This is a genomic window from Streptomyces sp. NPDC057253, assembly GCF_042669125.1.
In the GTDB taxonomy this organism is placed as follows: Bacteria; Actinomycetota; Actinomycetes; order Streptomycetales; family Streptomycetaceae; genus Streptomyces.
This window is the reverse complement of record NZ_JBHUXV010000003.1, coordinates 86,857-110,031: the sequence shown is the minus strand read 5'-3', so window position 1 is coordinate 110,031 and position 23,175 is coordinate 86,857. Positions and strand designations below refer to the sequence as shown.

Sequence of the window (23,175 nt, the reverse complement as noted above, 5' to 3'; positions counted from 1 at the left end):
GGAGCCCACTGTGGCCGAGGCAGCCCGCACCGCAGAATCGGCGACCGTCCCGGTCCCCGCCCGCAGTCACGTCGGACGTCAGGTGCGGGTGCCGAAGACGGCCGAGCTGGTCGCCGCGCATCTGCGTCGCCAGATCGTACGGGGCGAGCTGAAGCCCGGCGACGCGCTGCCCCCGGAGTCGGGCCTGATGGAGCAGTTCGGCATCTCGCGGCCCACCCTGCGCGAGGCGTTCCGGGTGCTGGAGTCGGAGTCCCTGATCACGGTGCGCCGCGGCGCGCACGGCGGCGCCCGGGTGAGCGCTCCGGACTCGGACGTCGCCGCCCGCTTCGCCGGCCTGATCCTCGAGTACCGCGGCGCCACTCTGGGCGACATCTACCGCGCGGCGGCCCTCATCGAGCCGCCCTGCGCCCGCCAGCTCGCCACCAAGCACACGGACGACGACATCAAGCAGCTGCGTGACGCGGTGGCGGCCGAGAAGGCCGTCCTCGACGATCCGCTCGCCCTGGTCGACGCGCAGGACGCCTTCCATGCCCTGCTGGTCGAACTCACCGGCAACCAGACCCTGATCCTGCTGTGCGGCATGCTGCGCAACATCATCGACCGGGCCAACGCCTCGTACACGGCGGGCGCGGCCGACGCCGAGGCCCAGAAGACCCAGGCCCTCAAGGGGCACCGAGCGCATGTGCGGATGGTCGGCCTGATCGAGGCCGGCAAGGCGGACGAGGCCGAGAAGCTGTGGCAGCGGCACATCTCCAGCGCGGACGACGTCGTGAACGCCGCCGGGCCCAAGACAGTGCTCGAACTCCTCGACTGACGGGCTCCGGCTCGCAGCGAACCCGCCTCCCCTCCCCTCCCCCCTTGCGCCCCGCTAATCAGTTAGATAATTATAGAAGGCGTACTGAATAGTTCCTGGGGCCCGGAGGCGACGCCATGGCCGAACAGCGCAAGCCCATCTTCGACTGCGACCAGCACATGTACGAGGAGCGGGACTCCTTCACCCGCTACCTTCCGAAGGAGTTCCTCGGCGCGGCCGTCGCCCCGGTGACCCTGCCGGACGGGCGCGAGGTGATCCTCGCCGGGGACCGCATCGTCGTATGCCTGGAACCGGAGTTCGGGCAGGTCTACCGGCCGGGTTCGCTCAAGGAGATGCTCAAGGCGATGGCCTCGGGCAATCCCGAGGAGACGTACCAGTTCGAGCCGATGCACGAGTCGTACCAGAACCGCGAGGCCCGGCTGCGCGTCATGGACGAGCAGGGGCTGGACCAGACGATCATGTATCCGGGCGGCTGGGCGCTGGTCGCCGAGGAGTACGTGAAGGGCGTCGAGCCGCTCTACGCCAACTACCACTCCTTCAACCGGTACATGAACGAGGTCTGGGGCTTCAACCACCAGGGCCGCATCTACGCCCCCGCACTGCTCTCACTGCGCGATCTGCCCAGCGCGGTCAAGGAGTTGGAGTACGTCCTCAACCAGGGCGCCCGCTTCATCCTGCTGCCCACCGGCCCCGTGTACGGCCGCTCGCCGGGCGACCCGTACTTCGACCCGTTCTGGAAGCTGGTCAACGAGGCCAAGGCGAGCGTCTGCTACCACATCAGCGAGTTCTACTACAACTCGCAGGTGGCACCCTCCTGGGGCTACGACCCGAACCCCATCCACTTCCGGATGTCGGCCTGGCAGTGGCAGAACACCTATGGCCAGCGCCCCGTCGAGGAGACACTGTCCGCGCTGATCTTCGACAACCTCTTCGGCCGGTTCCCCGACATCAACGTCCTGGTGTCCGAGTTCGGCTCCGAGTGGGTGCCGCACTTCGTGCGCCACATGGACAAGAGCCGCGGCATGGGCCGCAACGGCCCCTGGATCGGCGGGCAGTTGGACCAGCGCCCCAGCCAGGTCTTCCGCAAGCACGTCCGCGTGGTGCCCTACCCGGAGGACGACATCGTCAACGTCGTCAAGCGCCTCGGCTACCACGAGTCCATCGTCATGGGCTCCGACTTCCCGCACGCGGAGGGCCTGGCCAACCCGGCCGACTTCCGCAAGCTCATCGCAGAACTCGACGAGTCGGCCCAGGACGACATCATGTTCAACAACGCCCAGCAACTGATCAGCGGCTGAGCGACACGACCCAAGAGGGGAGCCCGGTACCGGAATTGGGTACCGGGCTCAGCCCACGTGCCATGGTGTCGTGTTCGGCGTCGTCGTAGTGCTCGCCGCACAGGTTCGACACGATCCGCTCGGCCGTGCCGGCGAACTGGGCATCACGCGGCGATCCAGCCTCAGACACAGTTTCTGCGGTGCTCATCCGGTAGCAAAAGGATTCAAGAAGTACCCCATCACGCACAGCGCTCCGATAATAATCAAGTCCGCCCAGGAGGGAAGTAGGGCGGCGCGCAACAAACTACGAGTCGCCCGTTCCCCATGCATTACCGGGGAAGCTTGGCGCCTGATGGAGATGACAATCTGAAACAAGACGACGCCGCAGAATATTGAGAAAGAGTATCTGCCCACGATCGTTGACGCACTTCCGTGCGACAGTAAATCGGTGACCACGTAAGAGAGAAAGCTGACGAGGAATACGGCGAGAGCCAGACCCCACCACGCCACTCCAAGGCAGGAATAGAAGTCCTCGAGGGTGTCAGGAGATGAGCTTCCTTCCCCTACCTTATCGACACTTTCGGTAAGCTGCTCCTGCTCTGCCGGGCCGGTGAACCTCTTGATGGCCGCCTTGGCCAGGGCGGACTCGAATTTGATCATCTCACGACCTCATCAGACGGGCCAAGCCCGGGCCTGTGGCGCAGACCCGGGCTTGATCATACCGTTTACCCGAGGTTAGAAGTAATGATGGCGGTTATTCCACCAGTATCTTCCTTCATAAGCGGCACCGGCACCCCATCCGAATCGGCCTGAGTGTCCTGTACCGGTGGCATCTTCTCGCTGCTTTCGCCTCCTTGTCCCCGTCGTCGCTGCCGTCGACGGCCTTGATCCGCTGGTTCATGAGTCGGTGAAGTCGTCGGACGTGGTCGAGGCAGGCGTACTGCACGACCTCCTCGGCGTAGTTTCTGGCCAGAGATCAATAGCGCCCTCGAAGTGCTTTGTGGACGCCGTACGCTTCGATGAACCCCTGAATCGTCTGTAGGTCGCGCGCGAAGGATATAGATCGCCACTTTTCCTTCCGGCCGTCCAGGTAGTTGAGATCCACCCACACGTCAAGATCCGCCATCATACTGTCGGAGGTGGTGCTGGCTCTCGCGTTCAGCTTTATTGCCGCTAGATCGTAGAAATTGACGATCTTCAGCGGCTTACGTTCATCCTTGTACTCGATGACCCCGTCAGGGGTTATGACCAGCAGCGGGTCGGGGTCGTCCGAGGTCCCGCGCAGAAAGCCAGACAATTTTCCGCGCTTCTTGGTAAAGACCTGCCAACCCTCTGGCACGTGCCCTTGCCTCGCGTACATCAGGACGGTATGGGGATTATTCACGCCAACCTCCCGTCTTTTGCGACCGCGTCTAGCTCAAATTACTGAATAGCCTCGATTTTGACTAGGCTGCGGTCTGCCTCGCTGCATGCGAGGTGAACCGGACCGTCCAGGACCCACAAAAATTCTCCCTTCCATGCCTGCTGCACGCCACTTCGACACGGAAGCGCGGGCGGCCCAGAACAGTGCGTAGAGCATCGAGACGGAGCCGCCATCGGGGACGCGCTCCAGGGCCGACGGGTGGGGCGGGAGGCTTCGGGGGTTGGGGTGCTTGGATCCACGTCAGTGGCGGGGGTTCGCCGCTTATCCTCCTGTTGTGCAGCTGCCGCGGGATCCATCGAACGTCGCCAATTCCCTCATGGCAGCGTTTCCGACCCGTTTTGCCGGTGACGTGCAGAGCGTCCTGGCGGTCATGCCGGAGGCCAGGTTCGCGCCGACGATGCCCTTCGAGGTCGAGGTGCAGGGCGAGACCGTCGCCATCCCGTCGCGCATCTACAACGAGGAGCCGAGAGCCGACTCGGAGCAGCCGCCCCTGGCCGGAACTCAGCAGGTGATTTTGCACTGCCTGTACTCCCGGCACAGTGATGGCCGGGTCCGCCAGCGGCACCTTGAGCAGATTGTGGCGACGGGCGAGCCGTGGGTGGTGCCGTTCGTAGTGCAGTTGGTCGGCGAATACGTGCTGGAGATCATCGAGGCAATCAGCCGCGGTCTTCCAGGACTCGCCGTCCCGGGCTCGGCCCAGCGCCGGCTCTACGGGGAGTTCATAGCTCGGAATCCGGCCTTCTTCGCTCGCACGGAGCGCCGCGTGGTGAGCTACTGGTCGTGCTACTACCGCTGGAAGTACGGAGCGTTTGGGACGTATCCCGGATACGTCCTTTTGGAAGCGTTCCGGGTCGCCGTGGTGGAACAGGTGGGCGCGCAGTGGCCGCGGCACACGCCGCACCCCGCTGGCGGACGCGGGTGAGGGACCTGCCTGAGTTCGGCCATGGCCCTATCCAGCAAGGTTGAGAGATCAGCGCATGCGCCGGCTCCTCGCCGCCAACCGTGGCAACTGCCGTGACCGTGCGGCGCCGGAGGTGCCAGGGTCCGGCTCCTCTCGGGTGACCTCGGCGCGGATCGTTGTTGCGAGATCCGATGCGTCTTCGCGGACCACAGCATTCGAGGGCCGTCCACCTGTCCGGCGAATTCCAGGTGAGTGACGGCGTGCGAGCCGTCGCTCTAGTCAGAGGTCCAAAAAAGGGAAGCCCAGAACCGTCCACTAATCCGTGAGATCCGCCGCGAGATTCGCGATATTGGTGAGCAGTGCAGTGCCGCGGCGGGAGTGGTCGTAGCCGGCGAGGGGGTAGCCGTTGGTCAGGCAGGCGAAGGACACACCGGACTCCGGGTCCATGAAGCCGAGTTGGTAGGCGGCTCCGGCGCTGCCGAAGAGGGCGGGCGAACCGGTTGACGGCAGGTTGCTGCCCGCGTCGGGGCCGGCCACGGTGACGAACAGGGCCATGCTGGTACGGCGGTTGGAGCCGCCCCCGTAGATCTGCTCCCCGTGCGGGTGCTCGGTCAGCCGGATCCGGGTGCCCTGCGCCACGGCCTCGGGCTTCCACAGTCCCGAGTGCTCCAGCGCCTGGAAGTACAGGGCGACGTCGGCGGCCGTGGCGACCAGCGCGTGGCTGGGCTCCCCGGCCGCCAGCACTCGCGGGTCGGACAGGTACCAGGGGCCCCAGGGGTCGGGTTCCTGCTCCTCGCTCGTGCGGTCGGTGGCGGTCATCGGAGCGACCGTGCCTGCCTGGCGGTCCACCGGGACGCCGAGTTCGAGCGAGGACAGGCCGAGCGGTTCGGCGATCCGGTAGCGCAGGTAGTCGGCGAACGGCAAACCCGTACGCCGTTCCACGATCTCGGCGATCAGCCAGGCCGCCGACGTGAGGTGGAACTGGAAGCGGCTCCCTGGCCGATAGTCGAGCCGCCAGCGGCCGAAGGCGGCCAGGCGTTGCTGTCGGTCCAGCATCTTCGGGTACCCGAGCGGGGCGAAGGGGAAGCCGGCGGTGTGGGTGAGCACCTGCTCGACCGTCACCTCCTCCTTACCGTTGGGCGCGAACTCCGGGATGATCGCGGCGACTTGCTCCGTCTCGTCCAGCAGGCCCTCACCGATCAGCTTCCACACCGCGCCCGCGACGATCGACCGTCCGACGGACTGGAGGACGTATCGGGTGGACGGTTCAGCCTGCCCCCAGGTCTCGAAGGCGACCAGCCTTCCGCCCCGCGCCACGGCGACCTGCGCGGACGGCAGCCGTCCGTGGTCGACCTCCAGGCGGATCCTGCGCAGGAGCACGTCCAGCCGGTGCGGGTCGACGCCGACGGTTTCCGGGGCGAGGACCGAGTGGTCAATCATGTGCTCCTCCTTGGCCTGGTTCGCTCAACTCGCGGCGTACGACCTTGCCGTTCGCGTTGCGCGGCAGGTCGTCCACGAACCACCAGCGGACGGGGACCTTGAACCCGGACAGCCGGGCGCGGGTGTGGCCGGCGAGTGCCGTGGACTGCGGTGGGGCGTCGGGATCGGTGGGGACGACGAAGGCGACGACGGTCTGACCGAGCCGCTCGTCCGGAACGCCGGTGACCGCGACGTCCGCCACCCCGGGGTGCGCGGACAGGACCGTCTCCACCTCCAGCGGGTGCACGTTCTCGCCGCCCCGGATGATCATGTCGGTGCGGCGGCCGAACAGGTAGAGATACCCGTCCGCCGCCACGCGGCCCAGGTCGCCGCTGTGCAGCCAGCCCTCGGCGTCGATCCTGAAGAGGTGGTCGGCGCGGGCGTGGATCTCTCCGACGCCGTCAGGGCCGGGGTCGTGGACCCTGAGCTCGACACCCGGCGCGGGTCGCCCCACCGACCGAAGCAGCTCGGTGCGCCCGGCCACCGCCTCCCGGTGGTCCTCCGGGGTGAGCACGCTGATCGGGGACCCCTCGGTCTGGCCGAACATGTTGAGCATGCGGACGCCGGGCATCGCCTCGTACGTCCGCCGCAGTGTGCCGGGGCGGACGGGCGCGCCGCCGTACTGGAGGGTCCGCAGCCTCTCGTGGCGGGCCTGTCCGGCCGCCAGCAGGGTCTCCAGCATCGCCGGGACCATGCTGGTGTGCGTGGTCCCGAGCTCCCGCAGCAGGGCCCAGCCCTCGACGGTGAAGCGGGGCAGACCGGTGATCAGGGCGCCGGCGGCGAGGGCGACGGCGATGTTGCCGAGGCCCGCGATGTGGTGGAAGGGGGCGCTGCCGCCGTAGAAGCTGTCGGGGTCGAGCGCGCACAGCCGTCCGTTCACGCGCGCCCGGGCGGCCAGGCGCCGTTGGCTCATGAGGACGGGCTTGGGCAGGCCCGTCGTTCCGGAGGTGTGCAGGACGGCGGCTATGTCGTCGGGTTCCGCTGTCAACCGCCTGGTGCCCCAAGGCAGTTTAGGCACGATCGCGATCCGTCGACCGGACAGCTCGGCGACCTGCCTGGCGAGGTCGGCGAACTCGGGCTGAGCCACCAGGACGTGAGCCCGCGATTCCTTGACCACGGCGGCGATCTCGTACGCCGTCATGCGGACGCCGAGCGGGGCGAGCGGGTGGCCGGAGCCGGCGCCGCCGATCACCAGCGCGAGGGCGTCGGCGGAGGTGGCGACCAGTGCGGGCACCGGTTCGCCGGGCTCCAGGCCGAGGGTGTCGAGCCAGTCGGCCGCGCCGGCGGCACGGTCGAGGAGTTCGCGTCCGGTCCAGGTCAGGTCACCGAACCGGACGGCGGGGCGGGCATGGTCGTAGGCGCGACTCACCAGGCCGGTCCAGGTAGCCGTCGTCCCAGCCTCCTGCACGGCGGGCATCGGGTCAGGGCTCCAGGCGGGCCGCCGCGGTGCCGGTGACCACCTCGATGCCGTCCTGGTTGACGGTGCGCAGGGTGAAGTGGGCGACCGGGCCGGACGGCGTGTCCTCGATCGACTCGACGGTGGCCGTCGCCTTCAACGTGTCGCCGGGCCAGACCTGGGCCTTGAAGCGCACGCCGTAGCGCAGCAGAGCCTCGGCGCCGACCCAGTCGGTCAGGACCCGGCCCGTCATGCCCATCGTCAGCATGCCGTGGGCGAAGACGCCGGGATAGCCCGCGGCCTCGACGGCGAACCGCTCGTCGGTGTGCAGGGGGTTGAAGTCGCCGGAGGCGCCCGCGTACTGCACGATCCGGGTGCGCTTGAGGTCGTCGACGAGGACGCTCTCGCGGGTCTCGCCGATCTTGATGTCGTCCGGGCTCAGGGTCATTTGGCGTCCTTCGTGGTCGCCGGGCCCTCGGGGACGACGGCCACGGTCACGGCGCTGACGACCGGTTCGCCGTCGGCGTCCCGGTACTCGGTGATGCGCTCGCTGAAGAGCAGGCGGCCGGTGCGGCCCTGCTTCTCCCAGCTGCGTCCGGTGCCGTGGTGCGCGTAGAGCGTCTCGCCGGCGCGCACCGGGCGGTGGTACTCGAAGCGCTGCTCGGCGTGGAGCCCGCCACCGCCCTCGGCCATGACACCGGCGTCACGCCCCGACCCGAACCACTCCTCGTCCGGCTTGGGACGCAGGTGGTAGCCGGGGTCGTAGTGGGCGCTCGCCATGGTGAAGGTGGGCGGTGCGAGCGCCGACTCGCCCGCGTAGGCCGGGTTCTCGTCACCGATGGCGCGGGCGAACATCATGATGTGCCCGGCCTCGACGGGGAAGGGTTGCCCTGTCATCCGCGTGTGCTCCTCGAACTCAATACGGCAGATCAGTACGGCAGATCAGTACGGCTCAGTACGGCTCAGTACGGCAGAAACGCGTCGCGCGTGGCCTCGTCCGGGTCGAAGTCCGGGGGCAGCCCCTCGAACTTGGGCTCCCGCTTCTCCACGAAGCTCGACACGCCCTCGCGGAAGTCGGGCGAGCCCGCGAAGAACTCCATGGCGGAGTAGGAGCGGGCGAGGGCGTCGGTGAAGGTGCGGTCCAGGTCGCCGTACACCTGATGTCGTACGACGGCCATGGCCCGCGGCGAGCAGTTGCGGGCGATGTCCCGGGCGTAGGCGCGGGCCGCGTCCAGCAGGTCCCCGGGTTCCACGACCCGGCTGACCAGGCCGAGGCTCTTCGCCTCGTCGGCGTCGAAGACGCGGCCGGACAGCAGCAGGTCGAGGGCGTTCTCCAGACCGATGACGCGTGGCAGGACGTAGGGCAGGTTGTACTCGCCGGCCAGCCCGCGGCGGGTGAACGCGGTGGTGAAGCGGGCTCCTCGGGCGGCGAAGCGAACGTCGCAGATGAGCGCCTGGACCAGGCCGATGCCCGCGCAGGCGCCGTTGACGGCGGCGATCATCGGCTTCGGCATGGTGCGCCTGCTGTACATGGGGACGCGGGCCTGGAGGTTGAGGGACTCCCCCGGCTGCGAGTTCTGCTCCAGGCGCTGCGTGTCCATCCCCGGGCAGAAGGCCCGGCCCGCACCGGTGATGATCACGACTCTGACGGCGGGGTCCTGTGCGGCCCGGTCGAGGAGCGCGAAGAAGCGGCGCTCCATCGGCAGGCTCCACGCGTTCTTGCGCTCGGGCCGGTTGAGGGTGACGGTGGCGACGCCGTCCTCGTCCACCTCGTACAGGACCAGGTCCAGGTCCTCGGGTGCCACCACGGTTTCCTCGGGCATCACGTCACTCCTCGTCCAGCGGTTCGATCGGGTCGCCGACGCCGGGCCGTTCACCGGAGATGGTGACCACCACCTGTCCGCGGGCGCAGATGCGTCCGTCGGCCCGCACGTCGACGTCGGCGAAGTGCACCCGGCCGCCCCGCCGCACACAGCGCGCGTACGCGACCGCCTCACGGCCGCGGGCGGGTGCCAGGTACTGCACCGACATCGACACGGTGCTGAGGCGGCTGCCCTTGGTGAAGTCGTGCCCGGCGATCACGGCTCCGGCGCCGGCGGTGTCGATGAGGGCGGAGATTACGCCGCCGTGGAAGACGTCCTCGTGGGCGGAGAGCGACTCGGCGTAGGGGAGCACGATCTCGACCCCGTCCGGGTCCCAGCGCGTCACCCGGATGCGGCAGCGCCGGTTGAAGGCGACCCCGCGCTCCCAGCGGGCCCGGAACCAGGCCCGGCGTTCGCGCTGTTCCTGATCGGTGAGGGTCCTCGCCGCGACGGTCATCAGCCCGCCCTCCGGTCCCGGCCTGGCGGCCGATCCATATAGTTACATGAATTGAATAGTTGAGGCAATCACGAGGGTCACGATCGACTCTTAGATGTATTATTTATATAACTGATTCGCTGCCTGTGAACAGAGGGAGGCCCAGATGCCGTCGACCGCACTGGCCGGGATCCGCGTGCTCGACCTGTCCCGCATCCTCGCCGCGCCGCTGGCGACCCAGATGCTGGCCGATCTGGGCGCCGAGGTGATCAAGGTCGAGCGGCCCGGATCGGGGGACGACTCCCGGACGTACGGCCCTCCCTTCGCCCCCGGACCCGAGGGCGACCGGACCGACACCGCCGCCTTCTACCTCTCCTGCAACCGCAACAAGCGGTCGGTGACCGTCAACCACGCCTCCCCCGAGGGACAGGAACTCATCCGCGCCCTCGCCGCACGGTCGGACGTACTGGTCGAGAACTTCCGGACGGGCACGCTGGCGAAGTACGGCCTGGACCACGAGAGCCTGCGTGCGCTCAACCCGCGCCTCGTCTACCTCTCGGTCACCGGCTTCGGCCAGACCGGCCCGTACGCCGACCGGCCCGGCTACGACGGCATCTTCCAGGCCATGTCCGGGATGATGAGTGTCTCCGGGCACCCCGAGGAGCCGATGAAGGTCGGCGTCAGCATGATCGACATCCTCACCGGGCTCTACGCCTCCACGGCCGTCCTCGCGGCCCTGCGCCACCGGGACCTCACCGGCCAGGGCCAGTTCATCGACCTGTCCCTGCTGGACTGCGGCCTGGCCTCGCTGTCCCACTTCGCGATGAACTACCTGGTCTCCGGCGAGGTTCCACAGCGGCGCGGCAACGGCGGGTACGGCGGAATCCCCTCACAGGCCTTCCCCTGCAAGGACAAGCCGATCTTCCTGGTCGCGGGCAACGACAAGCAGTTCGCCGCGTTCTGCGCGGCGGCCGACCGCACCGACCTCCTCCAGGACGAACGGTTCGCCACGACCAGCGCCCGGATCGCCCACCGCGAGGAGATCCTGCCGGTGCTGGCGGCGATCCTGCGCACCCGCACCCGCGACGAGTGGCTGACCGTACTCGACGCCCACGACGTCCCCGCGGGCCCCTACAACGAGATGCCCGAGGTCTTCGCCGACCCGCAGATACAGCACCGCGAGATGCTGATCGAGGTCGAGGACCCGACCTCCGGACCCCTGCCGATGCTCGCCAACCCGATCCGCTTCACGGCGACACCGGTCGAGGGGTACGCCCCGCCGCCGATGCTGGGTGAGCACACCGACGAAGTGCTCACCGCCCTCGCAGGGGTGACGGACAGTCAGCTGGCTGCGCTGCGAGACCGTGGTGTCGTGTAGCCGTCTCACCCGATCAGGGTCCGGCCGCCCTCCAGCATCAGCGTCGCGCCCGTCAGATAGGCCATGTCGTCGCTGACGAGCGCGGCCACCGCCCGGCCGATGTCGGCCTCCGGATCCCCGAGCCGCCCCAACGGGATCTGCCGGGCCAGCTCGTCCGCCTTCTGCGGGTGCGCGGCCAGGTAGTCCTCCGCCGCCGGGCTCAGCGCGGCCGGACAGATGACGTTCACCCGGATCCCGTACCCGCCCCACTCCCGCGCGGCGACCCGGCTCAGGCCGCGGATCGCCTCCTTGGCCATCGCGTACGCCGCGAAGGTCGCCTCGCCCTGCACGGCGGCCGACGAACCGAGGTTCACGACGCTCCCACGGCTCTCCTTGAGGTGGGGCAGAGCAGCCTGCATCGCATGAAAGGCGGCCAACGGTCCGCTCCGGTAGGCGAGTTCGACATCCTCGTACGACGTCTCCGCCAGCCGGCGCTGCACCGAGGACTGCGCGTTGTTGACGAGCACGTCGAGGCCGCCGAACTCCCGTACCGTCTCAGCCACCATGCGGTCGACGTCCTCCCGCTCCCCCACGTCCCCGACCACGGTGTACGCCCGTCCCCCGCGCTCGGCGATCAGCCAGGCCGTGTCCTTCAGCTTGGCCTCGGTCCGGCCGGTGATCACCACAGCCGCCCCCTCGGCGGCCAGCGCGAGCGCGATGCCGCGCCCCACGCCCTGGCCGCCGCCGGTGACCAGCGCCGTCTTGCCCGCCAACCGTGCCATCACGTCTCCTTCCAGAAGGCCGACCAGGCGGGGAAGGCCTCGGGCAGCGCCGGCTCTCCGGCCCCCTCCCAGCCCTTGAATCCCACGGCCTGGGGGCGCTCGGTCACGTCCGCCGCGTACCAGTGCCGCTCGCGGCGGCGGGAGAAGTACCACTCGCCGTCCACGCGCGCGTAGTCGTCCCAGTAGCAGATCGCCATCACGATCCACCGCTCCCCCACCTCGTGCTCGGCCCGGCAGTACACCGCGCCGGTCGCGGTGTCGCGGTCGGTGAGCTCGACGCGGTGGCCGCAGATCTGGTGGATTGACCGGTGGAAGCCGCGCAGTTGGGGTTCGATGTGCTGCCGTAGGACATCCCGTCCCCGGCCGTGACGGCCCATGTCCACGTCCGGGCGGAAGCAGCCGACCCAGGCGTCCAGGTCGCGGCCGTCCACGGCGAGCGCGTAGCGGATGGGCAGCTGCTGGATGGCGAGCTGCGACTCGATGCGGTCGAGACGTTCCTCGACCGGCGTCACGGCCGTCACGGGCGCGGCTCCTTCGGCAGGCCCAGGACCTGCTCCCCGATGATGTTGCGCTGGATCTCGCTCGACCCGCCGTAGATCGTCTCGGCGAGGGAGAGCAGGAAGGAGCGCTGGCGGCGGTCCAAGGCGTAGTCCTCGCCGACGATTTGTCCGGCGGGGCCCGCCAACTCCGTGGCCAGCTGCCCTAGTTGCTGGTGCCGGGTCGACGCGTACAGCTTCGCGGTGGTGGCCTGCGCGCCCGGCGTGCGGCCGGCGGTCAGTTCGGCGATGGTGCGCAGGTTGGTGGTGCGCATGATGCGTACGGAGATCCAGGCGTCGACGATACGGCGGCGCAGCATCGGGTCGTCGAGCGCGCCCCGCTCCCGGGCCAGGTCGATCAGCGCCTCGGCCTCCCGCTCGAAGGTGAGCTGCTGGGGCAGGAGCGTGGTGCCGCGCTCGATGCCGAGCGTGGCCATCGCGGTGCGCCAGCCCTGGCCGACCTCGCCGACGACCATGTCCGCGCCGGTGCGGGCGTCGGAGAGGAAGATCTCGGCGAACTCGTCCTGCCCTGCGAGGTTGCGGATGGGGCGGATCTCCACGCCGGGCTGGTCGGTCGGCACCAGCAGCAGGCTGAGGCCCTTGTGCCGCGCGGACTGCGGGTCGGTGCGGGTGAGGACGTAGACCCAGTCGGCATGGACACCGAAGGACGTCCAGACCTTCTGCCCCCTGATCACCCACTCGTCGCCGTCCCGCTCGGCCCGGGTGCGCACGGACGCCAGGTCGGAGCCGGCGCCCGGCTCACTGAAGCCCTGGCCCCACAGCTCCTCGACGGCGAGGATCGGCGGCAGGAAGCGCTTCTTCTGTTCCTCGCTGCCCATCTTGAGGAGCATCGGGCCGAGCAGGTCGAGGGCGTTGACGGTGGCCCGGTAGGGGGCGTTCACGCGCGCGTACTCGTACTCGAAGACGATCTCCTCCAGCAGCCCGAGCCCGCGTCCGCCGTACTCCCGCGGCCAGCCGACGCCCAGCCAGCCCCCGGCGGACAGTTCACGGTCCCAGGCGAGGCGGACCTCCCAGGCCGCGCCGTCCGTGGGGCCACCCACGCCCCGGTGCTCGGCGAACTCCCCCACCAGGTGGTCCGCCAGCCAGTCCCGCACCTCGTCGCGGAAGTCGCGTACGGCGGGCCCGAAGTCCAGCTCCATGTCTGCTTCTCCCTGGGGTCTCAGATGCCGAGCCGGGTGGCGAGCAGTTCCCGGTGGTACGACGGTGTGCCGAGCAGTGCCTCGGAGCTCTTGGCCCGCTTGAAGTACAGGTGCGCGGGGTGCTCCCAGGTGAAGCCGATCCCGCCGTGGACCTGGATGTTGTCCGCGGCGACCTTGGTGAACGCCTCCGAGCAGAAGGCCTGCGCGAGGGCGGCGGCGACGGCGATCTCCGTCCCGTCGCCCGCGTCCAGCGCCCACAGTCCGCCGTACGCGGCCGAGCGGGCGGACTCGATCTCCATGAGCATGTCGGCGCACTTGTGCTTGATCCCCTGGAACGAGCCGATGGGCCGGCCGTACTGCTCGCGGATCTTGGCGTAGTCCACGGCGGCGTCCAGGGCGGCCGCGGCTCCCCCGACCTGCTCCGCCGCCAGGAGTACGGCGGCGGTGGCGAGGGTGCGCTCCAGGGCGGGCCACGCGGTGCCCTCAGAGCCCAGGAGGCGGGCGGGGGTGTGCGTGAACTCGATCCGGGCCTGCTTGCGGGTCTGGTCGAGAGTGGGGAGGGGAGTTCGGGCGAGACCTGGTGCGTCGGCGCTCTCGACGGCCAGGAGGCTGACCCCTGAGGGGGTGCTTACGGCGACCAGGAGCAGGTCGGCGAGGTGTCCGTCGGGGACGTAGGTCTTCACGCCGGTCAGTCGCCAGGTGCCGGTCTCGTCGCGGACCGCGGTGAGCCCGATGCCCTGCTCGTCCCAGCGGCCGCTGTCCTCGGTGAGCGCCAGCGTGGCCACCGTCTCGCCGGACGCGATGCCCGGCAGGAAGTCGTGCCGCGCCTGCTCGTCGGCGCAGCGCAGCAGGGCCTCGGCGGCCAGGGCTACGGTGGCGAAGTACGGCCCGCCGAGCAGTGCGCGGCCCGCCTCCTCGAAGACGATGCCGAGGTCGACGTAGCCGAAGCCCGAACCGCCGTACTCCTCCGGTACGGCGAGCCCCTGGAGGCCTAGTTCGCCGGCCATCCGCCGCCAGACGGCGGGGTCGTGACCCCGGGGGTCGGCGGCCAGGCGGCGCACGGTCGCCTCGTCGGAGTGCTTGGCGAAGAACGAGCGGACGACCTTGCGCAGTTCGTCCTGTTCCTCGCTGAAGGTGAGATCCATGCCGAGCTTCCCGTCCTCGGTGCAACGTCACGTGCGGCCTGCTTGCCGCCCACCTCTCGATACAGTTAGATAATTATAGTATCCACACTGAATACACCAGGAGTGTGCCGTGACCGATCCCTACGCCCCGTTCACGAGCCTGACCTTCGAGCGGCCCGCGCCCGGCGTGCTGCGGATCGTGCTCGACGCCCCGAACCTCAACGCCGTCGACCCGCGGATGCACGGCGAACTCGCCGATATCTGGGCCGTCGTGGACCGGGACGAGGAGACCCGCGCGGTGCTCGTCCAGGGGGCGGGGCGGGCGTTCTCCGCGGGCGGGACCTTCGACTCCATCGACGCCATGACCGAGGACTACGCGGTGCGGGCCCGGGTGATGCGGGAGGCGCGGGACATGGTCTACGGGGTGCTCAACTGCTCCAAGCCGGTGGTCTCCGCGATCCACGGCCCGGCGGTCGGGGCCGGTCTGGTCATCGGCATGCTGGCGGACATCTCCGTCGTCGCCCGTACGGCGAAGATCGTCGACGGGCACACGCGGCTCGGGGTCGCGGCCGGTGACCATGCCGCCATCTGCTGGCCGCTGCTGTGCGGCATGGCCAAGGCCAAGTACTACCTGCTGACCTGCGAGACGCTCACCGGCGAGGAGGCCGAGCGGATCGGGCTGGTGTCGAAGTGCGTGGACGACGCCGACGTGCACACCGAGGCCCTGCGGGTGGCGGCCGCCCTGGCCGGCGGACCGGCCAGCGCGATCAGCTGGACCAAGCGGTCCCTCAACCACTGGTACCGCACCGCCCAGCCGATCTTCGAGGCCTCGCTCGGGCTGGAGTTCTTCGGGTTCGGCGGGCACGAGGTCGTCGAGGGACTCGCCGCGCACCGCGAGAAGCGCGCCGCGGACTTCGAGGGAGTCGGCGCCAAGCACCCGCTCGACCTGTGACCACCGTACGAGAGGAACCGATCGATCATGGCACCGCAGCAGACCAGCACCGAAGTCCCCCTTCTGGTCAAGGGGTTGACCTATGAGGAGATGCCGGTCGGGCAGGTCTTCCGGACCGCCCGCCGCACCATCACGGAGACGGATCTGGTCAACTTCGTGACCTGGGGCGGCTTCACCGAGCCCCTCTTCTGGGACGCCTCGCACGCCGCGGACGGCGGCTACACGGGGCGACTGGTCCCGGGGGGACTGACGTACTGCATCGCCGAGGGCCTCGTCCTCCAGACGAACGTGCTGCACGGCACGGGCCTCGCCTTCCTGCACATGGAACTCGACGTGCTGGGTCCCGTGTACGTCGGCGACACCGTGTACGCCGTCGTGGAGACCACGGGGTCCCGGCCCTCCAGCAAGCCCGGCCGGGGCGTGGTGACCAGCCGGATCACCGTACGCAACCAGCGGGACGAGGACGTCCTCGTCTACACGCCGGTGCGGCTGATCCGGGGCAGGGACTACGAGGCTCCGGCGTCCTGAGCCGGGGGGCGGGCTACGAAGTCGCGCCGTCCTTGGCCCGGGGCGGAGCCGGCACCAGAGTCAGCCCCGTAGGCCGCCCCGCTTCCGGTACGGCCGCGCCGGCGAAGGCGCCGTGGTGCAGCCAGTCGGAGGGGATCGAGGGACGCGGCGGGGCCTCGTGGTCCGGGACCGCCATCGCGTACAGGCGGGTGTAGCGGAACTTGGCCTCCAGGTTGTCCAGGACCGACCAGTACTCGTAGCCGCACACCCGCACACCGGCCGCGGTGAGTCGGGCCAGCCAGGAGAGGCGGGCGCGCAGCAGGGCCCGGCGCCGGTCGTCGTCGCTGTGTCCCGTGGCGTCGACGAGGTCCAGGTCGCCCATGCCGTTGTCGATGACGGACAGCGGCGGCAGCGCGTCGCCGTACAGCTCGTAGAGTTCGGCGACGGCGTCGGCGAGTCCTTCGGGGATGATCGGCCAGCCGTAGGCGGTGGTCTCCACGTCGTCGAACGGGACGATCGCGAAGCCCAGGCCCACGAGCAGGCGGTTGACCTCGTTGAGGGCGCTCTGACAGGTCCTCGTCGGCAGCACGCGGGGCAGGTTCTCCGGCGCGGCGACGCGGAACGGGGTGTGCCAGGACAGGCCCAGCAGGTCCTGCTCGGTGGTGATGGTCTCCAGGTCGCCGGGGCGTACGCAGCCGGTGTCCTGGACCGGCGAGTCGCCGTCCTCGGTCACCATGTGCTCGCCGAGCAGCAGGGGGTCGAGGAAGAGTCGGTTGGTCCAGCTCTCCAGGCGTTCCAGGGCGAGCCGGTCGTAGGGGTCGTCGGTGGCCGGGTAGCCGCCCACGAGGGTGACCGTGGTGCCGATCCGGCCCCCCGCGCCGGTGGCCCTCAGGGCCTGGGTGGCGAGGCCGTTCGCGAGCAGGATGTGGTGGACCGCGGGCAGTCCGGCCCGGCCCGCGCCCCGGTTCGGGGGGTACATTCCGGCCACGTGATCGGCGAGCGTGGGTCCTGCGAGGTCGGTGGAGGTGATCCAGCGCTCCACCCGGTCGCCGAAACGGCGGCCCAGTTCGGCGGCGTAGGCGGCGAAGTGCTCGGCGGTCTCACGGGCGAGCCAGCCGCCGGCCGCGTCCAGCCACGGCGGCAGTGAGCGGTCGAGCAGGGTGAGAGCGGGCCGGGTGCCGTGCGCGAGCAGGGCGTCGAGCGCGCGGTCGCAGCGGTCCAGGGCGTCCCGGTCCCAGCTGCCGGGGCCGTGGGGCTGGAGCTGCGGCCATCCGGCGACCATGCGGTGGGTGTCCGCGACCACGCCGGTCAGCTGCCTGAGGTCGTCGGTCCACTGCCGGAAGTGCCCGCCGCGTTCCGGCCGGGGCGGCAGAGGCGCCGCGATGGTGTCCGCCGTGGCGACCCCCCAGTCGACACAGCGAAGGGATTCATGCAGCAAACCATCGCTCATGGGTACCGTCCAGGCGGTGAATGGTTTAGCGCATTCAACTGAATGTCCGCCGACCGGACCGTAACAGGTCAAACAAACTACGACAATGTTTCGGCCAGATCTCCCGACACGGGATCACACCGTCTCGAGGATGAGGTCGGCCGCACTCCAGGCCATGGCCATGATCGGCGCGTTCAGATTGCCGGACACCATGGTCGGCAGGACCGAGCAGTCCACGACCCGCAGTCCCTCGACGCCGCGCACCCGCAGCCGGCCGTCGACGACGTCGTCCTCGGCCGGGCCCATGGCACAGGTGCCGATGGCGTGGTAACCGCAGCGTCCCTGGTCGAGACCGGCGTCGATGATCTCCTGGTCCTCGCGCACACCGGGGCCCGGCAGCGTCTCGGCGGTGATCCGGCCGGCGATCGGCTCGGTCTCGAAGAGTTCCCGCATGCGCCGGAAGAGGGCGGTTCCCACCGTGCGGTCGTGGTCGGAGCCGTAGTAGTTCGGCGTGATGGTGAGAGGAGCGTCGGGGTCGGCCGACGTGATGTGCAGGCCGCCCTCTGCTGTGGGGCGCAGGACGTAGCCGAGGCCCATCACTCCGGGCTCGCGCTCCACGCCGGTCTCCTTGCCGGGGACGTCGGGCAGCAGGGACACCGGCGCGATCAGCAACTGGGCGTCCGGCCGGGCGAGTTCGGGGCGGGTCTTGAAGAAGGCGATGACGTCGAAAGCGGGCGCGGCCAGCGGTCCACTGCGGGTCGCCAGGTATCTCGCCCCCGACAGGGCCTGCCGCAGCGGGGTGCTCAGCGCCTTGTTGTAGCCGAGGTCGTCCTTCAGCCGGTACTGGACCACGAAACAGCGGTGCTCGCGCATCCGGCCGCCCACGTGCGGGCTGTCGACCAGGACATCGACGCCCGCCGATTTCAGCGTCTCGGCCTGGCCGATGCCGGACAGCTGGAGGATCTTGGGCGTGGCGATGCTGCCGGCGGAGAGGATCACCTCGCGCCGGGCCCGGAAGTCGGCCTCCAGGCCCTTGCTGCGGGTGCGCACGCCGACGGCTCTGCCATGCTCGGCAAGGACGCGCGTCACGACGGTGTCCACCGAGATGGTCAGGTTCGGCCGGTCCGCGACGGGGTGCAGGAAGGCGCGGGCGGCGCTGAATCGCTGTCCCTTCTTGATGGTGGCCATGGCGTAGCCGATGCGTTCGTCGTCGCTCGCGTTCAGGTCGTCGGTGCGGCGCCATCCGAGTCCGGTGCCGGCGGCGATCGCCTCCTCGCAGAGCGGCTCCGGCCGCGGAGCGGTGGAGACGTGGAGTGGGCCGCCGGCTCCCCTAGCCGGGGAGGCGCCGAGCGCGTTGTCCTCGATGCGCCGGAAAATCGGCAGCATGGTGTCCCAGCCCCAGCCGGGGTTGCCGAGGCGTTCCAGCTCGTCGTAGTCGGCGCGGTCACCGCGGTTGTAGACCATGCCGTTGACCGAGCTGGAGCCGCCGAGCGTCCGGCCGCGGACCCAGTGCTCGACGCGGCGGCTCGGGCCCACCGGCTCGACCGGGTAGTGCCAGGCGAACCGGGGATCACCGAGCAGCTTGCCGAATCCCTTGGGCATCCTGATCAGCGGGGTGGTGTCCCGGCCGCCTGCCTCGATCAGCAGGACGGACGTCTTCGGGTCCTCGGAGAGCCGGTTCGCGAGGACGCAGCCCGCGGACCCCGCGCCCACCACGATGTAGTCGTACGTCGTCATGCCTGGACCTCCGGTGCCGGTGCCCGGTCCTCCAGGGGGCGGAACTCCTCTTCCTGCCACCAGGGATACAGGGGTGGCATGTCCTTGCTGACCCGGCCCGGGAACTCCGGGGGCCGTTTGGCGAGGAACGACTGGACGCCCTCCACCGGGTCCGGGCCGCCGCCGATCTGGCTCATGATCCGGGAGTCGAGCCGGTGGGCGGCCATCGGGTGGGGCTCGCCCAGCATCCGCCACATCATCTGGCGGGAAAGGGCGACGGAGATCGCGGAGGTGTTGTCGGCGATCTCCCGGGCGAGGGCGTACGCCGCAGGCAGCAGTTCCTCCGGTGGGTGCACCGAGCGGACCAGCCCGGCCGCGAGGGCCTCGTCCGGGCCGAACACGCGGCCCGTGGCCACCCACTCCATGGCCTTCTGCATGCCGACGGCCCGGGGCAGGAACCAGCTCGCCGCCGATTCCGGCACGATGCCGCGGCGGGCGAAGACGAAGCCGAACTTCGCCGAGGTCGACGCCAGGCGGATGTCCATGGGCAGGGTCATGCTGGCCCCGACGCCCGCCGCCGGGCCGTTGATCGCCGCGATCACCGGCTTCGTGCTGGAGAAGATCCGCAGGGCGACCCGGCCGCCCGTGTCCCGGTGCCAGGCGCCCGCCTTGCGGTGGTCGAAGGAGGAGCCGCCGGAACTGACGTCGGCGCCCGCGCAGAAGCCGCGCCCGGCGCCGGTCACCACGATCACCCGGATCTCGTCGTCGGCGTCGGCCGCGTCCAGGACGTCGAGCAGGTCGGCCATCATCTGCGGGTTGAAGGCGTTGAGCTTCTCGGGCCGGTTGAGGCTGACGGTGAGGATCCGGTCCGCCACCTCGGCCCGTACGGTCTCGTACTCCTGCACCGGCATACGCGTCCTCCGTCACTCCGGCGAGCCGTTTCCAGAAAGCTTAATTAGTTATAGCATTCAACTCTACTGACTCGTTCGATGATGACTGATGGCGGTGGAGATGACGGACCTCTTGGTGACGGCCGTCGGGCCGGTCTGGCTGATCGAGCTGAACCGGCCGGACCAGCTCAACGCGATGAGCGAGGAGCTGCACGCGGGTCTGGCCTCGCTGTGGGACTCCCTCGCCGCCGACCCGGAGGCCCGCGTGGTCGTCCTCACGGGGCGCGGCCGGGCGTTCAGCGCCGGGGGCAACTTCGACATCATGACCCGAGTTCAGCGCGACCGCGCTTTCCGGGAGCAGAACGTCGACGAGGCGCGGCGGATCATCACCGGGATGGTGCGCTGCCCGCTGCCGGTGATCGCGGCCGTCAACGGGCCCGCGGTGGGCCTGGGATGCAGCCTGGCCCTGCTGAGCGACCTCGTGCTGATCGCCGACGACGCCTACCTCTCGGACCCTCATGTCCAGGTCGGCCTCGTCGCGGGCGACGGCGGTGCGCTCGTCCTCCCCCTGCTCGTCGGACTGACCCGCGCGAAGGAACTGCTGTTCCTCGGTGACCGGGTGAGCGCCGAGGAGGCGGTCCGGCTGGGCGTCGCCAACCGGGCCGTGCCCAAGGACAAGCTCCTGGACGAGGCCATGGACCTCGCCGGACGGCTGGCCGCCCTGCCCGTGCAGGCGCTGCGCGAGACCAAGCGCGCGGTGAACCTGCACCTGGAGCAGGCACTCGCCACCGTGCTCGAACCCGCCCTGCTCGCCGAGCAGGAGACCATGCACTCGCCGGACCACATCGACGTCGTAGAGAAGATCATCGCGTCCCGCGCCCGTCGCCGGACAACCGGGGAGGGCTGAGACATGGACTTCGCGTTCAGCGAGGAGCAGGAGGAACTGGGGCGCACCGTAAGGGCGTTCCTGGCCGACACCTCGCCCGAGGCCGAGACGCGGCGCCTGATGGAGACGGCCGAGGGCTTCGACCGGGCGCTGTGGCGCCGGATGGGGACGGAGCTCGGGTTGCAGGGCCTCGCGGTCCCCGAGGAGTACGGCGGTGCCGGGTGCGGGCCGGTCGAAGTGGGCGTGGTGATGGAGGAGATGGGCCGCGCGCTGCTGTGCGCGCCGTTCCTGTCCTCGGCCGTGCTGGCGACGACCACGCTGCTGCGCTGCGCCGACGAGGAGGCCCGCAAGCGCCTGTTGCCGGGCCTGGCCTCCGGTGAACTCGTCGGGACACTCGCCCTGACCGAGGACTCCGCCCGCTGGGACGCGGCAGGCGTACGGCTCACCGCCCGCGAGAGCAACGGGAGTTGGCTGCTCTCCGGGCACAAGACGTTCGTCCTGGACGGTGCCACCGCCGATGTCGTCCTCACCGTCGCCCGCGCCGGAGACGGCATCGGCGTGTTCTGCGTCGAGGGTGAGGCGGCCGGCCTGACCCGGGCGCCGCTGCCCACGATGGACCCGACCCGCCGCCAGGCCCGCCTCGACTACCAGGACGTACCGGCGACCCGGCTGCGTACGCACGGCCACGGCTGGGACCTGGTCTCGGAGGTGCTAGACCGGGCTGCGGTGGCGCTGGCCGCCGAGCAGGTCGGGGTGGCCTCCCGCGCGCTCGACATGGCGGTGGAGTACGCCAAGGTGCGCCACCAGTTCGGGCGGCCCATCGGTTCCTTCCAGGCCGTCAAGCACCTGCTGGCCGACGTCCTGCTGGAGGTGGAGTCGGCGCGCGCCGCCGCCCACTACGCCCTGCTCGCGTCGGAAACCGAGGACCCGGAGCTGCCCGCCGTGGCAAGTCTCGCCAAGGCGTTCTGCTCCGACGCGTGCGTCCTGGCGACCGAGCAGAACATCCAGGTGCACGGCGGCATCGGCTTCACCTGGGAGCACCCGGCCCACCTCTATCTGAAGCGGGCCAAGACGTCACAGCTGCTGTTCGGCGATCCGGCGTACCACCGGGAGCTGCTCGCACACAGAATCGGCATGGACAAGGAAAAGGGAGCGGCATGAAGGTCGACGGCAAGCTCAACGTGTGGAGCACCGCGGAGGTCGTGGAGGAGGCTCGGCACCACGAGAAGGCGGGTTACGACGGGCTGTGGGCGTCGGAGTCCAAGCACGACCCGTTCCTGCCGCTGGTGCTGGCGGCCGAGCACACCGACCTGCTGGAGGTCGGCACGGCCATCGCGGTCGCCTTCGCCCGCTCCCCCATGCAGCTCGCGTACACCGCGCACGACCTCCAGACCTACGCCGGCGGACGGTTCTCGCTCGGTCTCGGCAGCCAGATCAAACCCCACATCGAGCGGCGCTTCGACATGCCGTGGAGCCGGCCCGCGGCCCGCATGCGGGAGTACGTGAGCGCGCTGCACGCGATCTGGGCTGCCTGGAACGAGGGCGAGAAGCTGAACTTCCGCGGCGACTTCTACTCGCACACCCTGATGTCGCCCTTCTTCTCGCCGCCGCCCGCCCCCGGTGGCGCGCCCAAGGTGTTCGTGGCCGCGGTCGGCCAGGCGATGACCCAGGTGGCGGGCGAGGTGGCCGACGGGCTGCTCGCGCACGGCTTCACCACCGAGCGGTACCTGCGGGAGGTGACCCTGCCGACCGTGGAGGCGGGGCTGGCCGCGTCCGGCCGTACGCGGGCCGACTTCGCCGTCTCCCATCTGCTGCTGACCGCGACCGGCCGCACGGAGGAGGAGATGAGCCGGGCGATCGACGGCACCCGCGCCCAGATCGCCTTCTACGGCAGCACACCCGCCTACCGCGGGGTGCTGGAGCTGCACGGCTGGGGCGAACTCGGCGACGAGCTGCACGCGTTGTCGACGTCCCGACGCGCGGACAAGTGGGAGGCGATGAGCGGCCTGGTCGACGACGAGGTGCTGCACACCTTCGCGGTCGTGGCGGAGCCGGAGCGGGTCGCGGGTGAGATCCGGCGCCGGTACGGGGCGCTGGTCGACCGGGTGTCCTTCTACACGGCGTACGAGATCGACGCCGAGGTGTGGGAGCCCATCGTGCAGGAGCTGCGCGCCCCCGAGTGACGGTCGGCCGAGCGGGACCGGCACGTCGGCCGAGCAGGACCGGCGTGTCAGCCGAGCAGGGCTGG

At 69.9% G+C, this 23,175-nt stretch carries 24 protein-coding genes; 9 read left to right on the top strand and 15 right to left on the bottom strand.

Annotation, left to right across the window (positions count from 1 at the left end):
* Positions 1-10 precede the first annotated feature (10 nt).
* Both ACFULQ_RS02595 and ACFULQ_RS02590 read left to right on the top strand, forming a co-directional pair.
* Positions 11-814 carry a FadR/GntR family transcriptional regulator gene (locus ACFULQ_RS02595; protein ID WP_383537080.1) on the top strand — a complete coding sequence of 268 codons (804 nt, stop codon included), beginning with the start codon at positions 11-13 and terminating at the stop codon, positions 812-814.
* A gap of 116 nt (positions 815-930) precedes the next feature.
* Positions 931-2,112, top strand: a complete 1,182-nt coding sequence (locus tag ACFULQ_RS02590; protein ID WP_383537077.1) for an amidohydrolase family protein — start codon at positions 931-933, stop codon at positions 2,110-2,112.
* A 183-nt stretch (positions 2,113-2,295) separates the two neighbouring features.
* Here the strand turns inward: ACFULQ_RS02590 and ACFULQ_RS02585 are convergent, their stop codons facing one another.
* Positions 2,296-2,751 (bottom strand): hypothetical protein, encoded by a 456-nt coding sequence (locus tag ACFULQ_RS02585; RefSeq protein ID WP_383537073.1) that lies wholly within the window; start codon positions 2,749-2,751, stop codon positions 2,296-2,298.
* Between the two features lie 316 nt (positions 2,752-3,067).
* Positions 3,068-3,475 (bottom strand): hypothetical protein, encoded by a 408-nt coding sequence (locus ACFULQ_RS02580; RefSeq protein ID WP_383537070.1) that lies wholly within the window; start codon positions 3,473-3,475, stop codon positions 3,068-3,070.
* Positions 3,476-3,788: 313 nt separating this feature from the next.
* Between ACFULQ_RS02580 and ACFULQ_RS02575 the strand changes: the two genes are divergently transcribed.
* Positions 3,789-4,436 (top strand): hypothetical protein, encoded by a 648-nt coding sequence (locus ACFULQ_RS02575; RefSeq protein WP_383537068.1) that lies wholly within the window; start codon positions 3,789-3,791, stop codon positions 4,434-4,436.
* Positions 4,437-4,730: 294 nt separating this feature from the next.
* Here ACFULQ_RS02575 and ACFULQ_RS02570 read toward each other — a convergent pair whose 3' ends face one another.
* The 6 genes from ACFULQ_RS02570 to ACFULQ_RS02545 all read right to left on the bottom strand — a co-directional run bounded on the left by ACFULQ_RS02570 (position 4,731) and on the right by ACFULQ_RS02545 (position 9,609).
* Complete coding sequence (locus tag ACFULQ_RS02570) at positions 4,731-5,855, bottom strand: serine hydrolase domain-containing protein (protein ID WP_383537066.1); 1,125 nt, start codon at positions 5,853-5,855, stop codon at positions 4,731-4,733.
* The gene (locus ACFULQ_RS02565) at positions 5,848-7,311 is read right to left on the bottom strand and encodes a class I adenylate-forming enzyme family protein (protein WP_383537064.1); all 1,464 of its coding nucleotides are present in this window, start codon (positions 7,309-7,311) and stop codon (positions 5,848-5,850) included. Before ACFULQ_RS02565 ends, ACFULQ_RS02570 begins: the two co-directional genes overlap by 8 nt.
* A 4-nt stretch (positions 7,312-7,315) precedes the next feature.
* Positions 7,316-7,738, bottom strand: a complete 423-nt coding sequence (locus tag ACFULQ_RS02560; RefSeq protein ID WP_383537062.1) for a MaoC family dehydratase — start codon at positions 7,736-7,738, stop codon at positions 7,316-7,318.
* On the bottom strand, positions 7,735-8,187 hold the full coding sequence (locus ACFULQ_RS02555) for a MaoC family dehydratase N-terminal domain-containing protein (RefSeq protein WP_383537059.1): 453 nt from the start codon (positions 8,185-8,187) through the stop codon (positions 7,735-7,737). Before ACFULQ_RS02555 ends, ACFULQ_RS02560 begins: the two co-directional genes overlap by 4 nt.
* A 65-nt stretch (positions 8,188-8,252) precedes the next feature.
* A complete protein-coding gene (locus ACFULQ_RS02550; protein ID WP_383537057.1) occupies positions 8,253-9,113 on the bottom strand; it encodes an enoyl-CoA hydratase-related protein in 861 nt (286 codons plus the stop codon).
* Positions 9,114-9,117: 4 nt separating this feature from the next.
* Positions 9,118-9,609, bottom strand: coding sequence for a PaaI family thioesterase (locus ACFULQ_RS02545; RefSeq protein WP_381340501.1), 492 nt, complete (start codon positions 9,607-9,609; stop codon positions 9,118-9,120).
* A gap of 145 nt (positions 9,610-9,754) precedes the next feature.
* Between ACFULQ_RS02545 and ACFULQ_RS02540 the strand changes: the two genes are divergently transcribed.
* On the top strand, positions 9,755-10,966 hold the full coding sequence (locus tag ACFULQ_RS02540) for a CaiB/BaiF CoA transferase family protein (protein ID WP_383537053.1): 1,212 nt from the start codon (positions 9,755-9,757) through the stop codon (positions 10,964-10,966).
* A gap of 5 nt (positions 10,967-10,971) precedes the next feature.
* Here the strand turns inward: ACFULQ_RS02540 and ACFULQ_RS02535 are convergent, their stop codons facing one another.
* The 4 genes from ACFULQ_RS02535 to ACFULQ_RS02520 are packed head-to-tail and all read right to left on the bottom strand — an operon-like array spanning position 10,972 to position 14,568.
* Entirely contained in the window at positions 10,972-11,727 is a 756-nt protein-coding gene (locus tag ACFULQ_RS02535) for an SDR family NAD(P)-dependent oxidoreductase (RefSeq protein WP_383537049.1), read from the bottom strand.
* Positions 11,727-12,248: a nuclear transport factor 2 family protein gene (locus ACFULQ_RS02530; protein ID WP_383537046.1), complete on the bottom strand. Its 522-nt coding sequence runs from the start codon at positions 12,246-12,248 to the stop codon at positions 11,727-11,729. Before ACFULQ_RS02530 ends, ACFULQ_RS02535 begins: the two co-directional genes overlap by 1 nt.
* On the bottom strand, positions 12,245-13,423 hold the full coding sequence (locus ACFULQ_RS02525) for an acyl-CoA dehydrogenase family protein (RefSeq protein ID WP_383537044.1): 1,179 nt from the start codon (positions 13,421-13,423) through the stop codon (positions 12,245-12,247). The genes ACFULQ_RS02530 and ACFULQ_RS02525 overlap by 4 nt, the downstream gene beginning before the upstream one ends.
* Before the next feature lie 20 nt (positions 13,424-13,443).
* Complete coding sequence (locus ACFULQ_RS02520; RefSeq protein WP_383537041.1) at positions 13,444-14,568, bottom strand: acyl-CoA dehydrogenase family protein; 1,125 nt, start codon at positions 14,566-14,568, stop codon at positions 13,444-13,446.
* A 109-nt stretch (positions 14,569-14,677) separates the two neighbouring features.
* On the opposite strand from ACFULQ_RS02520, the gene ACFULQ_RS02515 reads away from it, so the two are divergent.
* The gene (locus tag ACFULQ_RS02515; RefSeq protein ID WP_383537038.1) at positions 14,678-15,499 is read left to right on the top strand and encodes an enoyl-CoA hydratase/isomerase family protein; all 822 of its coding nucleotides are present in this window, start codon (positions 14,678-14,680) and stop codon (positions 15,497-15,499) included.
* A gap of 27 nt (positions 15,500-15,526) precedes the next feature.
* Positions 15,527-16,027, top strand: a complete 501-nt coding sequence (locus ACFULQ_RS02510) for a MaoC/PaaZ C-terminal domain-containing protein (RefSeq protein ID WP_311712580.1) — start codon at positions 15,527-15,529, stop codon at positions 16,025-16,027.
* A 13-nt stretch (positions 16,028-16,040) separates the two neighbouring features.
* Here the strand turns inward: ACFULQ_RS02510 and ACFULQ_RS02505 are convergent, their stop codons facing one another.
* From ACFULQ_RS02505 to ACFULQ_RS02495, 3 genes are all read right to left on the bottom strand, one after another.
* Positions 16,041-17,456 carry a family 1 glycosylhydrolase gene (locus ACFULQ_RS02505; protein WP_383537035.1) on the bottom strand — a complete coding sequence of 472 codons (1,416 nt, stop codon included), beginning with the start codon at positions 17,454-17,456 and terminating at the stop codon, positions 16,041-16,043.
* Positions 17,457-17,570: 114 nt separating this feature from the next.
* A complete protein-coding gene (locus ACFULQ_RS02500; protein WP_383537033.1) occupies positions 17,571-19,172 on the bottom strand; it encodes a GMC family oxidoreductase in 1,602 nt (533 codons plus the stop codon).
* A complete protein-coding gene (locus ACFULQ_RS02495) occupies positions 19,169-20,062 on the bottom strand; it encodes a crotonase/enoyl-CoA hydratase family protein (RefSeq protein WP_383537030.1) in 894 nt (297 codons plus the stop codon). The genes ACFULQ_RS02500 and ACFULQ_RS02495 overlap by 4 nt, the downstream gene beginning before the upstream one ends.
* Before the next feature lie 100 nt (positions 20,063-20,162).
* On the opposite strand from ACFULQ_RS02495, the gene ACFULQ_RS02490 reads away from it, so the two are divergent.
* Genes ACFULQ_RS02490 through ACFULQ_RS02480 form a run of 3 tightly spaced genes read left to right on the top strand, consistent with a single transcriptional unit; the run spans position 20,163 to position 23,110 of the window.
* The gene (locus tag ACFULQ_RS02490) at positions 20,163-20,948 is read left to right on the top strand and encodes an enoyl-CoA hydratase/isomerase family protein (RefSeq protein WP_383537028.1); all 786 of its coding nucleotides are present in this window, start codon (positions 20,163-20,165) and stop codon (positions 20,946-20,948) included.
* Positions 20,949-20,951: 3 nt separating this feature from the next.
* Positions 20,952-22,088: an acyl-CoA dehydrogenase family protein gene (locus tag ACFULQ_RS02485; RefSeq protein ID WP_383537025.1), complete on the top strand. Its 1,137-nt coding sequence runs from the start codon at positions 20,952-20,954 to the stop codon at positions 22,086-22,088.
* Positions 22,085-23,110, top strand: a complete 1,026-nt coding sequence (locus ACFULQ_RS02480; protein WP_383537023.1) for a TIGR03617 family F420-dependent LLM class oxidoreductase — start codon at positions 22,085-22,087, stop codon at positions 23,108-23,110. Before ACFULQ_RS02485 ends, ACFULQ_RS02480 begins: the two co-directional genes overlap by 4 nt.
* Positions 23,111-23,175: the final 65 nt, after the last annotated feature.